At 39.4% G+C, this 13,071-nt stretch carries 12 protein-coding genes and 1 pseudogene; 5 read left to right on the top strand and 8 right to left on the bottom strand.

The annotated features are described in order from the left end of the window. The first annotated feature begins 222 nt into the window (after positions 1–222). Positions 223–855, top strand: coding sequence for a carbohydrate binding domain-containing protein (locus tag VB694_RS13285; protein ID WP_323360795.1), 633 nt, complete (start codon positions 223–225; stop codon positions 853–855). Between the two features lie 464 nt (positions 856–1,319). Then, positions 1,320–1,970, top strand: coding sequence for a bifunctional phosphoribosyl-AMP cyclohydrolase/phosphoribosyl-ATP diphosphatase HisIE (gene hisIE / locus VB694_RS13290; protein WP_323360796.1), 651 nt, complete (start codon positions 1,320–1,322; stop codon positions 1,968–1,970). A gap of 77 nt (positions 1,971–2,047) precedes the next feature. Here the strand turns inward: hisIE and VB694_RS13295 are convergent. Then, positions 2,048–2,170 (bottom strand): annotated as a pseudogene (locus VB694_RS13295) (carbohydrate porin); the annotation flags it as partial. A gap of 798 nt (positions 2,171–2,968) precedes the next feature. Between VB694_RS13295 and VB694_RS13300 the strand changes: the two are divergent. Then, on the top strand, positions 2,969–3,166 hold the full coding sequence (locus tag VB694_RS13300; protein ID WP_323360797.1) for a DUF2811 domain-containing protein: 198 nt from the start codon (positions 2,969–2,971) through the stop codon (positions 3,164–3,166). Positions 3,167–3,283: 117 nt separating this feature from the next. On the opposite strand, the gene VB694_RS13305 is transcribed toward VB694_RS13300, so the two are convergent. Beyond that, the gene (locus VB694_RS13305) at positions 3,284–3,991 is read right to left on the bottom strand and encodes a response regulator transcription factor (RefSeq protein WP_323360798.1); all 708 of its coding nucleotides are present in this window, start codon (positions 3,989–3,991) and stop codon (positions 3,284–3,286) included. 653 nt (positions 3,992–4,644) lie between these two features. Between VB694_RS13305 and VB694_RS13310 the strand changes: the two genes are divergently transcribed. After that, the gene (locus VB694_RS13310; protein WP_323360799.1) at positions 4,645–5,271 is read left to right on the top strand and encodes a CPP1-like family protein; all 627 of its coding nucleotides are present in this window, start codon (positions 4,645–4,647) and stop codon (positions 5,269–5,271) included. A gap of 196 nt (positions 5,272–5,467) precedes the next feature. Here VB694_RS13310 and ptsP read toward each other — a convergent pair whose 3' ends face one another. The 3 genes from ptsP to VB694_RS13325 form a co-directional block, all read right to left on the bottom strand. After that, a complete protein-coding gene (gene ptsP, locus VB694_RS13315) occupies positions 5,468–7,960 on the bottom strand; it encodes a phosphoenolpyruvate--protein phosphotransferase (protein WP_323360800.1) in 2,493 nt (830 codons plus the stop codon). A gap of 216 nt (positions 7,961–8,176) precedes the next feature. After that, positions 8,177–8,851 (bottom strand): hypothetical protein, encoded by a 675-nt coding sequence (locus tag VB694_RS13320; RefSeq protein ID WP_323360801.1) that lies wholly within the window; start codon positions 8,849–8,851, stop codon positions 8,177–8,179. 10 nt (positions 8,852–8,861) lie between these two features. Next, positions 8,862–10,121, bottom strand: coding sequence for a hypothetical protein (locus VB694_RS13325; RefSeq protein WP_323360802.1), 1,260 nt, complete (start codon positions 10,119–10,121; stop codon positions 8,862–8,864). A gap of 163 nt (positions 10,122–10,284) precedes the next feature. Here VB694_RS13325 and VB694_RS13330 point away from each other — a divergent pair, with 163 nt between their 5' ends. Beyond that, the gene (locus VB694_RS13330) at positions 10,285–11,064 is read left to right on the top strand and encodes an SDR family oxidoreductase (RefSeq protein ID WP_323360803.1); all 780 of its coding nucleotides are present in this window, start codon (positions 10,285–10,287) and stop codon (positions 11,062–11,064) included. A 107-nt stretch (positions 11,065–11,171) separates the two neighbouring features. Here the strand turns inward: VB694_RS13330 and VB694_RS13335 are convergent, their stop codons facing one another. The 3 genes from VB694_RS13335 to VB694_RS13345 form a co-directional block, all read right to left on the bottom strand. Beyond that, a complete protein-coding gene (locus VB694_RS13335) occupies positions 11,172–11,951 on the bottom strand; it encodes a photosystem II S4 domain protein (RefSeq protein WP_323360804.1) in 780 nt (259 codons plus the stop codon). A gap of 138 nt (positions 11,952–12,089) precedes the next feature. Further along, positions 12,090–12,590, bottom strand: a complete 501-nt coding sequence (locus tag VB694_RS13340) for a hypothetical protein (protein ID WP_323360805.1) — start codon at positions 12,588–12,590, stop codon at positions 12,090–12,092. A gap of 84 nt (positions 12,591–12,674) precedes the next feature. Then, on the bottom strand, positions 12,675–13,052 hold the full coding sequence (locus tag VB694_RS13345; protein WP_323360806.1) for a hypothetical protein: 378 nt from the start codon (positions 13,050–13,052) through the stop codon (positions 12,675–12,677). Between the last annotated feature and the right edge of the window lie 19 nt (positions 13,053–13,071).

Raw genomic sequence — 13,071 nt, forward strand, 5'->3', positions numbered from 1 at the left:
CCCCTACACCTGAGATGGGGCAAACATAAGTATTTTCATTGAGGCAAGGATCAGGGTAAAAAATTATATAATTTTTCCGTGAAGTCACTAGACAAAGATGCCTGTTTTTTTACAATGCCATCAGTATCAGAATGCTTGGGTGTTGAAGTTGCTTTCTGGACTTTAAATCACCTTTTGCTTTCTGTGGTTGATGTTATTTACAAACAAAAAAGGGACAACGTGATGAAATTATCTCAGATTCTGCCATTGGTAGTTGGTGGTGCTGTTGCTGGTATTATGGTTAGTAGTGCATCTCCAGCGCAAGCACTAGAATTTGTAAGCAATGGGAATTTTGAATCTAATTTAACTGGATGGACGACGAGTGGTTGGTTCATGGCCTCTGGTAGCATCGGTGGCAACTCTTCTCTTAAGGCTGTGACAAATAACACGAATAGTAATCCAGGAAATCTCTCACAAACTATCAGCGGTCTAGTTGCGGGACAGGATTATAACTTTAGTTTTGACTACTACCAGCAAGCATCCACAAATGCCATCATAGCCACACTGGGTTCTACGACTCTAGCCTCTCTCATTAATACCACTCCGGCTGCTTTTACCAACTTTTCCACAACTTTTACAGCCACAGCACCCTCGGCTGTACTAAATTTCCAAGGTTACAATGATTTTGGTGGTGGTGCTTTTTTAGACAACGTATCCTTGAACGATGCTGCTACCCCAGTACCCTTCGACGTTCCCGGTGGTGCAACCATCCCCACAGTCGGTTCTCTTTTTGCTCTAGGATTGATGAGACAAGCTAAAAAGCGTTTGGCAGTAAAAAAACTTGTTCTTAACCCTGTGGAGACTGTAGCTTCATAGCTTAAATGTCTGAATCAGGATATCCAGGATTTAAGGATTTTCAGGATGGTTGATTAGGGTGCGTTTGATATTTAAGAATATGTTTATTGATATTATTTATATAGTTTAAATTAGCATCAGCTAAACCACAGATAAAACCCTACAAAAAATATGGTTGATTCTCATATTTTAGGTTTATTATTATTTTTTAATTACTAAAATCTTGATGTTAACAAAAAAACCATCCTGTAAATCCTTAAATCCTGGATATCCTGATTCTGACAAAAATTCCTAACTTCTAAAATCCTGATGTTAACAAAAAAACCATCTTGTAAATCCTTTAATCCTGGATATCCTGATTCTGACAAATTATATAATTAAACGCAGATAAACGCAGATAAACGCAGATTTTTAATTTTTAATTTTTTTAAGGAATGATATCTTGAATCCATTAGTCGTTGTTAAATTCACGAAAGTTATCTGGTATGTCTTCTCCTGAACTGCTAACGCTCCAATCTGCCATTCCTGTGGAAAAAATTCGTTACGATGATAAAGGTTTAGTACCGGCAATTATCCAAGATTATCTGGATGGTACGGTTTTGATGATGGCCTGGATGAACCAGGAATCTTTACAAAAGACGTTGGAAACTGGAGAAACTTGGTTTTGGAGTCGTTCCCGTCAGGAGTTTTGGCATAAAGGGGCTACTTCTGGACATATTCAGAAGGTGCAGACTATTCGTTATGATTGTGATAGTGATGCTTTACTGATTGGTGTTGAGCAGTTGGGAGATATTGCTTGTCACACTGGGGAACGTAGTTGTTTTCACCAGGTTGATGGAAAAGTGACACCACCACCAGGGGATATGTTATCACAGCTTTTCCAGGTGATATGCGATCGCCGTGATCATCCCAATGAAAGTTCTTATACCTGTAAGTTGTTAGCAGGTGGTGATAATAAGATTTTGAAAAAGATTGGTGAGGAAAGCGCCGAGGTAGTTATGGCGTGTAAAGATGATGATGCAGATGCGATCGCCGGTGAAGTTGCAGATTTGTTTTATCATACCCTCGTTGCGATCGCTCATCATCAAGTTGATTTAAAAGCCGTTTATCGGAAATTACAAGAACGCCGTAAGTAGGGACTGGTGACTGGTGACTGGTGACTGGTGACTGGGTAAGAGTTTTTACCAATTACCAATTACCAATTACCAATTACCTAAAATGTAAACGTTGTTCTGAGTACACCTACTAATGTAGTGTCGGTGGTGCTGTTACCTTCAGGGTTAAACAGGACAAACGCACCAGGGGTAATACTTACATTGTCATTAATCCGAAAACGTTGCAACCACTAAGAAACAAATTTTCTACAACCACTGATAGTTATATTAAATACTAGTTGTATCAAAAATAGATCCAAAGAATTGTTAAGACTGTTTATACTATACTTTTACTTAGCTTTTTTGGTATAAATTATTTATAAGTAAATTAACTACAAACAGGAGGGTGAAAAAGTCATGCACCAAAAGGCTTTCATTACTGAACGCTGACCACTGTTATAGCTTGATGATTTATTTTGTTATCGAATCTTGATATTTTTGTAATTCTTATCATTAGCTGTAATTATCCTCTTTAATTCCACAGAGTTTCCACAGGAATTTTACCAGTTTTCCACAGATGATTTACGAACCAATCAAGTCTTCCTGACTTACTGGGGATTTTATACTTTCATGACTGAACAAGATCATAGACTGAGTTTATGTTAAGTTATGTAACAAAAATATAGATATAACCCTTATTATTTCGTGAATATTTATTTTTTGTCTCCTAATTTTTAACATTTCGCAGCATTGACAAATCCACCCTCTCTGAGCGCACAATGATTCGACTTGCTTTTTTATGCCGTTCAAGAATGAGCATCAATTCTGCACATTGAACTCAGGTATTAGCACGGCTTATAGGGTGGGTGACAATACTTGTCGGTTAAGGGAGAAGGGAAAGAACAACCTTTAACTCTTAGCATTAGCCTTTTTCCAAGCCAATTAAAAATTCAGGTACGAAACCCCGTGCAGCATTCCTGGTGGTTAGCAATTGTACCGCCAGCCGCATCTTCTGATAAACCTTATAGAAGGAAAATTTTATGAACACAACAGTTAGTATCTTTACACTGGTTCCCGAAGCACTCCACGAATCCTTAAACAACTACTTAGAAACCCATCCTGATTGGGATCAAAACCGAGTATTAACTGCGGCGTTGTCGTTGTTTTTGCTGCAAAATGGAGAGAGCGATCGCCATGCGGCTCGTATCTATTTAGAAACTTTGTTCAATCAGTGCTAAATATAAATGCGCTGAGTAAATGGGGAGATGGGGAGAAATATGAATTTTACTTCTGTGATAATTTTCATACCTACCCTACACCTCACAGCCTAAACCGTACAAGCTTTATCCTAGCACTTAGTCATTTTGTGAATTAGTAGTAGATTCAAACTTGTAACCCACACCACGTACAGTTTGAATTAATGCTGGTTGACTAACATCAATTTCAATCTTCTTGCGGATTTGACCAATATGGACATCGACAACCCGCTGATCTCCTACATATTCATAATCCCAAACCTCTTGTATAAGTTCTGAACGTCGCCAAACGCGACCTGGATGACTGGCTAAAAAATGCAATAAATCAAATTCTAAAGCCGTTAAGGGTACAGGTAAGTCATTAAAAGTTACTTCCCTTCGTACCGGATCAATCATGAGCTTTTCAAAGATGAGGCGTTTATGTTCTGCGGTAGTAACAACCCGCTGTCGCCTCAAAATTGCGGCTACTCTGACTTCTAGCTCTCCTAACCCAAAAGGTTTAGTGAGATAGTCATCAGCACCTTTAGAAAAACCGCGAATTTTGTCAGCTTCGTCAGTGCGACTGGTGAGCATAAGTACAAAAACGCCATTTCGGCTTTGCATTTCCTGACACAGGTTAAAGCCGATTGCATCTGGTAAATTTACATCTAGAATTACCAAGTCTGGGTTAAATTGCTCAAAAACAGCTAGGGCAGTCTTACCATCTTCAGCAGCTTCTACTTGATAATTCTGTTTGATCAAAAAGCGTTGGATTAAATTCCGAACGGCTGGGTCGTCATCAACTACAAGAATCTTGGCAGGAGCCATGACCATCACTTTGCACAAAAATTCATTATGATTAACAGGAAAATTACGTAAAAACGCATTTTCCACTTTGTCAGCACTTAAAAATCTACAAGGGGTAGATACGAGTATCCTGATTGTTCAAATAAACTGTAACTACAATTATGAACGATGTAGACACTAATCTTTTGATCATCAGGTTAAAATTTCAGTATATCTACTAAATATACTCAATGGTTTTTCTGATGCTATGTGTAAATTTTATCTAAACTTGGATAAGGTGTACTTGGTGGGACAACAATTTAAAACTCCGTGATTGTAAATCACTAGCAAATTTATACCATAAAACATAGTGATTAAAATTCATAATTGACGAAAATACTGTGGTGCTAGTATTAAGTCAACTAGATGAAACAGTAAAAATATGGTTGTAATTATAATGATAATCAATACCTATTCAACATTCTCACTGAGAATTCTCGACTCCAACCTTAAATAACAATATGTTAAAGTAACTAAAGTTAAAACTCTTGGGTCGAACAAACTCAGCCGTGCTAACATCCTGTTAGAGGATAATCATCGGTTAGGTTTATTGTTTCGATGACAATACAACCTCAAGTTGTTTTTTCTTCAACATCAACGACTGCTGCTGACTAAGGCTGAAGTAACAAACTGCCATGAGCGATCAAAATCCCTACGAAAAACTTGGGGTATCAGAAGATGCTAGCTTCGATGAGATTCAGGATGCTCGCAATCGCCTGTTGGAGCAACATGGTGGTGAAAGCAATGGTCGAGAATTGATTGAAGCTGCTTATGACGCGATTCTAATGGATCGCTTACGAATGCGCCAAGAAGGGAAAATTAAAGTCCCTGAGCGTATCCGCTTTCCAGAGATGCGAGTACCATCTCCACAGAAAGAACCTCTAGTGCCTCGTGAGCAGTCACCTGAATGGCTGCAACGAATGTTAGATCAACCAAGTCTACCAGATATACTCCTACCAGGAGCTTGGTATCTGGGCTTAAGTGCAATCAGTATATTTGTTCCTGCTGCTGGCGATCAGGTTTTGCAGCTGGCTTTGGCATTGGGAGTGGGGGTAAGTATTTATTTTCTTAACCGCAAGGAAAACAAATTTGGTCGAGCAGTTTTATTGACTCTAGCAAGTCTAATTATTGGCTTAATAGCTGGGGGAATTATTGCTGCTTGGGTATTACAGCAACTACCGATGATCAATATTACCGCAAATCAGTTTTCTACAGTTTTGACGTTTATACTGATGTGGTTAATCAGTAGCTTTCTGCGTTGATGGTGATGATGTAGTCGGCTAGTACCGTAGGGCGGAAGTCAAAAGTCAAAAGTCAAAAGTCAAAAGTCAAAAGTCAAAACGAAGACAGCATAAGATTGTTGGAGATTTAGAATGGTTGGTTTATTTACGCCGTGCTGTACTAGTATATTGCTGATTTAACATCAAATTTTGCCTCACGCAGAGGCGCTGCCTCATATCAGCCTATGGGATAAACTAACTCTCTGACACTGATGGCAGAATCTTGATTTAATGCCACAGAGGCGATCGCTTGAGCTTCTGTGATGGTTAACTGTGAAATTGCTTGTTTGAGAGGTGCGATCGCTTGGGGATTGACACTCAGCTCATCTAACCCTAAACCTAATAAAATGGGTGCTACTAAGGTTTCTGCTGCGACTTCTCCACATAATCCCACCCAAATATTAGCAGCATGGGCAGCTTGTACAGTTTGCTGAATCATTCGTAATACCGGAGGTTGCAAGGCATCAGCTAAAGTTGCTACTCTAGGGTTAGTGCGATCGCCAGCCATCACATACTGACTCAAATCATTTGTACCAATACTAAAAAAGTCCACTTCCCGCGCTAACTGATCAGCAATAGCGACTGCTGCGGGTGTCTCGATCATCATCCCCACTTTAATATTTTCATCAAAAGCTATAGCAGCTTGTCGCAGTTCTTCCTGTACCTGGTTAAAAATTGTTTTAGCTGCTCGTAATTCGGTTAAAGTGGCAATCATTGGCCACATAATTTTAATATTATTCCCCACACTAACCCGTAAAATTGCCCGTAATTGAGTTTTCAAGAATTGAGGATTTTCTAAACAGAACCGAATTCCCCGCACACCTAAAAAGGGGTTAGCTTCCGTAACTGAGGAACTCAAATAAGGAAGGTGTTTATCTCCACCTACATCCAGAGTGCGAATAATTAATGGACGATGATCCAAAACTTTTGTAATAGCCTGATAAACTTCTAGTTGTTCTTCTTCGGTGGGTGGTTTTGTTTTTTCTAGATATAAAAATTCTGTGCGAAGCAACCCCACACCTTCTGCACCATGACTTATAGCAGCTTTAGCATCTGCAACACTACCGATATTAGCAAAAACTTTAATGTGAATACCATCACGGGTAATTGCTGGTTGATGTGCTTGCTTTCGTGCTTCTGCTTGGGCAATTTTCCAAGCCTCTCGCTTAACTTCCAGTATCTCTAATGTTTCTGATGCTGGTTGTACCCACACTTTCCCACTTTCACCATCGAGCGCCATCAGAGTTCCATTTTGCAAGTTTAGCACTTGGGCATCTACACCCAAAACCGCAGGAATACCAAGGGTTCTAGCAATAATAGCACTATGGGAAGTCGCACTACCGGAAGTCATGCAGATACCCATGACTTTGGTTGGATCTAGTTTAACGGTATCTGAGGGACTTAAATCTGTGCCTACAACAATAGATGGTTCTGTCAGTTCCAAGTGGCTGGGAGCATTACCCAGTAATATTCTTAACACCCTCCGCCCGACATCCACCACATCGTCAAATCGTTCTTGTAAATAAGCATCCTCTAGTTTGCGGTAAGAATTTGCCACTTCATCAACTACAGCTTGCCAAGCAAATTCCGCATTGAGACGTTCTTGAACAATATGCTGACGTGCTGCCTCTAGCATCACAGGATCTGCTAAAAATAGGAGATGAGCATCAAAAATAGCTGCTTCCGCATCACCAATTTGAATAGATGTATGGGAGAGTAAAGTTTCTATTTCCTGTTTAGCGACTTGAATAGCAGATTGTAATCTTTGCCACTCTATATTTACATTCTCTATGTAATATTCGGTAAAAGGAATCACAACAGATTGATAATGAACTAATGGAGCGATCGCCACACCTGGAGAAGCCGCAATTCCCTTTAGTTCTCCCTGGGTAGGTGCGGTAAATTCTTGGAAAGGTGGTGTTAATTCTACAAGGCTATCATTTTCACCAAAATTGTGAATAATCAATGTTTGTAAAGCTTGTAGAGCGTCTTGAGCATCAATTCCCGTGGCAGTAATCAGCAATTCATGTCCTTGACGTACTCCCAAGGTGGCGACTTGGTTAATACTGTCACCCCGGACAGCTTCCGTATTTCTCGTTAAATTTTGTACCCGGATTTGCGATTGAAACCTGGATGCAGTGGCGACAAATTGGGCAGATGGACGAGCGTGTAAACCTAAGCGGTTACTGACTTTTATTCTTATTTCTCTGGTTGCAACTTCATTAGTGATGGGGTTACTGACTATTGATAATGGACTACTCACTAAACCTAATTGTGTTGCTTTTGCGACTAATGCTCCTTGTGCTTCAGCGATTACTTGCTGGATATTCCCACCAGCAGCAGCAGCAACAGTAGCAGCAATGGCACCCTCTACTAAAGGTGCTGCACAGAGATATACTTTTTCTCGCTGTTCTGGGGGTAGAAACTCCAGCGCCATTTCCGCACTCATTAAAGCACTACCTAAATCCATCAATACGAGAACACCATCATCAGAGAATACGGAGGCGATCGCTTCATAAACCCTTATCGCATCTGTACCTAGTGGGTTTGCAGGATCATCAATACCTGCTGCAACAGCTAGGGGAACTTTTCCTTGAACCATCTGTGCAGCTAGTTCTCGTACTCCCAGAGCCAATTGTTTACTGTGCGAAACAATAACAATGCCAACCACGGTAATACCTTAGCCAGTTACCCATTCCATTATGAGTTGTGAAAATGCAAAGACCGCATTTATTTAGGTTGTATTTAGGTTTTAGTGGAGAAGATTAATTTTTGTAACAAGAAGCAAGAAAAGGAGTCAGGAGATAAAGTCCCCTGCTTCTACAAGCAGCGGGTTTTGCGTCGGGGTAAAATCCCCGTTGCAAAACGTAATTCTAAATTCTAAATTCTAAATTCTGCATTCTTTTAATAGCTGTTCTGTAACTTCAATAAGCTCAAGTACAGAGTTTAGAGTTATTGTAGTAGTTTTGAAACCGTGAGCGATGGCATTTCGTAACTGACAATTATTCATCAGTAATTGGTAGTCAGTTTGAGAAATAACACCCTCAGTTACTAATAGCTTTAATAAATGCAATGGTGATTCTAGTTTCTGCAACATCAAACCTTCGTTTTCAGCAAGTAGTCTCAGAGTTGCTTCAGCTAAAGACCAAATATAAAGAATTGCTGATTCTGGATGATTACTTGTTAATTGTTTAGCTATTTGTAATCTTGATTTTATTTCCTCTGCTTGCAAAGAATTTTCTATTTTAGAAGAATATAATTCATCCTCTGGATTAGTCATTAATAATTCTAATCTCCAACCAGGATGGGTATTTACTACCTCAGCTAATTTTTTGAAATTTGGTGCAGATGACATAATAGAACGACGTGATTTTACCTCAATTACAGCTGCATCTTCTCCTCGACGTACTATCATGTCAGGAAGGTAACGGTAGTCTCTAAGAAAATCAGGTAATTCTTCCAGCTTGGGTGAAAGTATCACCTCATAGCCTTTTTGACGGTATTCCTGGGCTACTTTGAGTAATCTTTCTCTTTCCAGTTGTTTAGTTTGAGCATTCATCATTCTATCATTACTAAAGTTTCTTAATTTGATTATCCGCTAATTTCAATAATCTTTGTGCCTCATTATAGGAAGTTGTTCCTGTTTTCACACTACTTAATTGATTCATAACTCTGATAATTGCAGCCTTTGTCTGATTCTTATCAGTTGGTGGTGAAGCAATCAAACCTTGAATTTCTTTGTTAGCTTCATCAAGAATTTCCTTAGCTTCACCTTCAGCTTGACGGCGATTTTTAATAGTTCCCAAGTTAGTTTGATACTGTGCCATTAATTTTTTCGCTTCCACATAACTTGGTTCTTGAACTTGAATATTATTTAATTCTTGAATTGCCTTTTCCCACAAATCTGCAATTTGTTCCCATTTCTGCACAGTATGGGGTGGATTTTGAGAAGCTTGCGCTGCTGCTAAAGCATATTGTTTTGCTGCTGCAATTAATGTACTACTACGTGGATCAATTACAGTTTTTTGTTTGACTTGGTAGGAAGCAATTAATTTCTGTGCATCTACATATTGGGGATTTTCATTTGGTACTTTTTCCAGTCTGTAAATTGCTTGTTGCCATAGTTCCGCTGCTACTTGAGAGTTTGTTGGTTGAACTTTTTGAGCTTCTAAATCAAACTCTTGTGCAGCAGTAATATAACTACTAACCCGCGCATTTTCAAAATCGCGTTTGTAAGCTATAAGTTGAGTTTGGGCTGTTTTACCTGCCAATGTTTGTTGAGAAATTTGTTCTAATTGATCTATAGCTGCTTGCCAATTTGCAATGGCATTTTCTCGATCTTTTGTATTTTCAGCCTGTGCATATTGCTGTTTTGCCGTCTCTAGAGCATTTTTCGCTTCATTCAAAGGAACTAAAGCATTTTTGTCTTGAAAAACAACCGCATCCAGTCGCGCTACTCTTTCTCTGGCCTGTTCAAATTCATCTAAGGTAAACTGCCAACTACAACTAAACAAAGTACAATAACGCTGAGGATAGTAACCCAAAAACCAGACTGGTAAATTCTCCAAGTGTTTTTTTGCCGCTTTTACCTTCTCTCCACCCAGTTCAATATCCGCACTGCTGGTAGCGCGACTCACTAACTGATCCGCTTGTTCTAAGGAATCTATCGCACCCCGATAGTGATGATCCATACTGATAAAACTAGGTAACAACAGAATTGGTGCTACCTGTGCGACAGGTCTGCGGATCATAGGATATGGTAAATTGACAAGCCACACAACCCCCGCTGTACCTGCGATGAAAAAAGCTGCAAATTTGATTTTACCGAACATGGTTATACCCTGAGCATACTAAATATCTTTAAATCTAGTATTCCCTCTTCCGACTATAAATAATACAAAGATTACCAAGAATAATTTTCCTGTCTGCACACAACTGCTAGGCAGGGTTGCTACCATAAATAAAGGTGAAAAAATAAATCAGATAATATCTAAAATGTCAACAGCTTTAATTACCGGTGCGTCAGGTGGAATTGGTAAAGCTTTTGCTGAGGAACTTGCTGCACGCAAAACAAATCTTGTTCTTGTTGCACGTTCAGCAGAGAAACTTAACGAAATAGCCACTAAATTACAAAAACAGCATCAAATAAAGGTCGAGTTTATAGCCAAAGACTTGACAGAAACTAATGCTACAAATGAGGTATTTGATTTCATTAAACAAAAGGAATTAACCATTGATTTGTTAATTAATAATGCTGGTTTTGGCGACTATGGAGAGTTTGCCGAACGAGACGGAGAACGGCAATTAAAAATGATTCAATTAAATATTATGGCATTAGTAGATTTAACCCACAAATTTCTACCTTTAATGCGTCAACGTCGTTCTGGTAGTATTATTAATGTTTCTTCAATTGCCGGTTTTCAACCAATGCCTTATATTTCTATTTATGCTGCAACTAAAGCTTTTGTTCTCAGTTTTAGTGAAGCAATTTGGGCAGAAAATAAAGATTATGGTGTGAAAGTTTTAGTAGTTTGTCCTGGTCCCACAGAAACTGACTTTTTCACTGAAGCTAAGTTTCCTGAAAGTTTGGCAAATCCAAATAATAAAATAGCAACTCCTGAACAAGTTGTACAAGATGCTTTACAAGGTTTAGAAAAGGGAGATTCTACTGTGGTTAGCGGTGGTTTAGGAAATCAAATCATCGTCAATATGCACCGATTTTTACCACGAGAATCTTTGGTAAGTGCGATCGCAAAACAGTTTAAAAAAGGGTAATTGGGAAAGAAGGGAACAGGGAACAGGGAACAGGGAACAGGGAACAGGGAACAGAATTTTATTTTTGACTTTTGAACTGATTATTCCCAGTCACCAGTCACCAAGCCCTACATATATCTAGTCAATTGCACGCGGTAACGGTCTTTTTTAGTAACAGCAATTTCGCCAACTTCTAAACGTCCTTTACCGCGAATTGCGATTAAATCTCCGGTTTTTAATTGAGAACTAGCTTGAGTAATTTCTTTCCAATTAACGCGCACATCACCGGAGTCGATAAAATCAACCATTTTGCTGCGGGACATTCCAAAACCAGCGGAGGCGATCGCATCTAATCTTAAAGAAGCTTCTACTGTAGTTAATTCTTTCTTTTTCGGTTCTCTAATTTTTAATTCGTTGATATCAATAGGTTGGGTTTTCACAGGAACAGAACGCACTTGCTGCAAACTCATCTGCAAAAATTCTGCGAGTTCAGGAACTACAATTGCTTGCGCTCCCCTTTCTCCCAAAATAATAATATCTCCCGTTTTTTCCCGCACAATTCCTGTACCCAACATTGCACCTAAAAAGTCACGATGGGTAGCAGTATCAAATAGGAAATTTCCAGCAATTTCGACAACGGTAATAGCAACTTGAGATTGATCTAATGGTAATTCAGAACGAGCGATCGCCACTCTTTGACGTTCAGCTTGAGGATATCCACCCCAGGCTACTAAATGCACATCTGTTAATCGACTAAAAACCCGTTGAATTTCTATTAACTCCGGCGGAGATAAAAAATCAGTGAAAACTACTTCCCAGGTCTTTATAGCTTGCTCTGCTTGGTCAATTACACGAGCAATGCTATCACGATTTTCAACACCTTTTAAAAGTTCTTCTCTGGGTAACATGGGGACTGAGGACTGGGGACTGGGGACTGGGGACTCTTAAGAAAGCATGGGAGGTAGGGGAAGCAGGGGAAGCAGGGGGAGATTATTTACATTTTCCCAATTACCAATTAGCAATTACCAATTAGCAATTACCAAACATTAGTTTGTTTCCGCATAACCTTGGATATTTTCTGGGTCAAACTGGCGTAAGATGCGGGTAGCTTGGCGAGTCAGAGTTTCTGAACCCTGAACTACAATTATGTATTTACCAGCATTCAAGCGGTTGCGGTAAGGTAAAGCATCTCCACCACCGGAAACCAAACCTACACCACCACCAACAAAGACGCTACCCATAGCACCGCTACCAGCACCAAGCAAGCCACCAATAAAATGATTACCTATTTCTCCAGCCCAAGCAAAGGTATCTAAGCCAGTGATAAGACTGAAGGTAGCACCAGCAAAAAAGCCGAATGGTACTAGCCAGAATGCCATGAACCGTGCTTGTTTTGTAGCTTCTTCTTTAGGGTCAATTAAACCAAACTCGTCAGCGGTTTTGTATCCTCTACCTAAGATACTGCTATTTATGCCTTCTTTTTCTAAGTCTAAGTAAGCAGCTTCAGCTTGAATACGGTCTGATAATACGGCAACAAGGTAATTCATTAGTCTAAAAATTGTGATCTGAAAAAAATTGTCCTTAATTAACAGCGTATCAGCACTAGTTCCACCGATACTCGACACTAAATATTATTTTAGAGAATCTAACGGTTCACAAAAATTATTCACGCCTTGCTTGAGGACATATATTAAAACTGGAGTTGCCAAAATTTTGGGAAACTCTGGGATACTTCTCAAGTGTGACATCATCTTGGGAATCGAGCCATTGACCAAATCATCGCGATATTCTTGTTCACATATCACTGCACGCCATTTTTTTGCCAAAGCGTCTAACCACTCAGAATTTGTTCGTCCTGGTTCTTGTCCGGCTTTAATGGCCAGGGTCATAGCTACATCTTCTAAGTCTCCCTCACAATCTTCAATCAAGTCTAATACTTCCATTGCTTGGGAATCATCTGCAAATTGAGAGCGAAATTTGGCAATTTCTTGTGATGTTATTTTAGTCATTATTATTAGTTATTAGTCA

The sequence above is a fragment of the Anabaena sp. UHCC 0451 genome (genome assembly GCF_034931405.1).
Lineage (GTDB): Bacteria > Cyanobacteriota > Cyanobacteriia > Cyanobacteriales > Nostocaceae > RDYJ01.

What these genes read in the sequence shown, in the direction of transcription:
- VB694_RS13285 (WP_323360795.1), top strand. Translation starts at nt 223, where the DNA reads ATGAAATTATCTCAGATTCTGCCATTGGTAGTTGGTGGTGCTGTTGCT.
- hisIE (WP_323360796.1), top strand. Translation starts at nt 1,320, where the DNA reads ATGTCTTCTCCTGAACTGCTAACGCTCCAATCTGCCATTCCTGTGGAA.
- VB694_RS13300 (WP_323360797.1), top strand. Translation starts at nt 2,969, where the DNA reads ATGAACACAACAGTTAGTATCTTTACACTGGTTCCCGAAGCACTCCAC.
- VB694_RS13305 (WP_323360798.1), bottom strand. Translation starts at nt 3,991, where the DNA reads ATGGCTCCTGCCAAGATTCTTGTAGTTGATGACGACCCAGCCGTTCGG.
- VB694_RS13310 (WP_323360799.1), top strand. Translation starts at nt 4,645, where the DNA reads ATGAGCGATCAAAATCCCTACGAAAAACTTGGGGTATCAGAAGATGCT.
- VB694_RS13320 (WP_323360801.1), bottom strand. Translation starts at nt 8,851, where the DNA reads ATGATGAATGCTCAAACTAAACAACTGGAAAGAGAAAGATTACTCAAA.
- VB694_RS13325 (WP_323360802.1), bottom strand. Translation starts at nt 10,121, where the DNA reads ATGTTCGGTAAAATCAAATTTGCAGCTTTTTTCATCGCAGGTACAGCG.
- VB694_RS13330 (WP_323360803.1), top strand. Translation starts at nt 10,285, where the DNA reads ATGTCAACAGCTTTAATTACCGGTGCGTCAGGTGGAATTGGTAAAGCT.
- VB694_RS13335 (WP_323360804.1), bottom strand. Translation starts at nt 11,951, where the DNA reads ATGTTACCCAGAGAAGAACTTTTAAAAGGTGTTGAAAATCGTGATAGC.
- VB694_RS13340 (WP_323360805.1), bottom strand. Translation starts at nt 12,590, where the DNA reads ATGAATTACCTTGTTGCCGTATTATCAGACCGTATTCAAGCTGAAGCT.
- VB694_RS13345 (WP_323360806.1), bottom strand. Translation starts at nt 13,052, where the DNA reads ATGACTAAAATAACATCACAAGAAATTGCCAAATTTCGCTCTCAATTT.